1 protein-coding gene is annotated in these 742 nt (G+C 68.2%); it reads right to left on the bottom strand.

What is annotated here, in order from left to right:
* Positions 1 to 742: calcium-binding protein (locus PMI09_RS29640; RefSeq protein WP_007803070.1), on the bottom strand; the 742-nt coding region annotated here is incomplete at both ends.

The raw sequence follows: 742 nt of genomic DNA on the forward strand, positions 1-742 counted from the left end.
GCGCCGGTCTGGCCAAGGGCGGAAAGATCGATGCGGTCGCCGACGGCAAAGTCGAGGATCTCGTCATGGCCGGAGCCGTCGTTCTGCAGGCTGGCGACGGACTGGAAGACGAAGATGTCGGAGCCTTCGCCACCGACGAGCACGTTGATCCTGGCCGAGGCGACGATGAGGTCGTCGCCGCCGCCGCCGCTGGCATCCTCGACATCGACAAGCTCGTCCGCGCCGATCTCCGCACCGGAGGCCTCGCCGCGCTCGATATCGATGACGACGCCGAGCACGGTTGCCGAGGCGTCGTAGCAGTCGCTGCCGCTGCCGCCCTCCATCCGGTCGTTGCCGTCGTCGCCGCCATTGGGGCTGCCATTGCTGTCGCTGCGGGCCAGCACGATGAAGACGTCGTCGCCGCTGCCACCGTCGAGGTAGTCGTTGCCGTCGCCGCCGATCAGGTGGTCGTCGCCGCTGCGTCCGGCCACCTGATCGTCACCACCCCCGCCATACAGGATGTCGGTGCCGCTACCACCGGAGCAGCGGTCGTCACCGGAGCCGCCATGGATGGTCTCGAAGCCGGCAATGGTATCGCGGCCGATCTCCTCGCCCTCGGCATAGCCGGCCTCGATGTCGGCAATCACCACCTTGATCAGGGCCGACAGGTCGAGCGTGTCATAGCCGGCGCCGCCGTCATAGACGTCGTTGCCGTCATTGCCGCTGCCGCTACCGCTGCTGTCGTCGCCGCTGCTGCCGCTGC

Source organism: Rhizobium sp. CF122 (assembly GCF_000282035.1).
Lineage (GTDB): Bacteria > Pseudomonadota > Alphaproteobacteria > Rhizobiales > Rhizobiaceae > Rhizobium.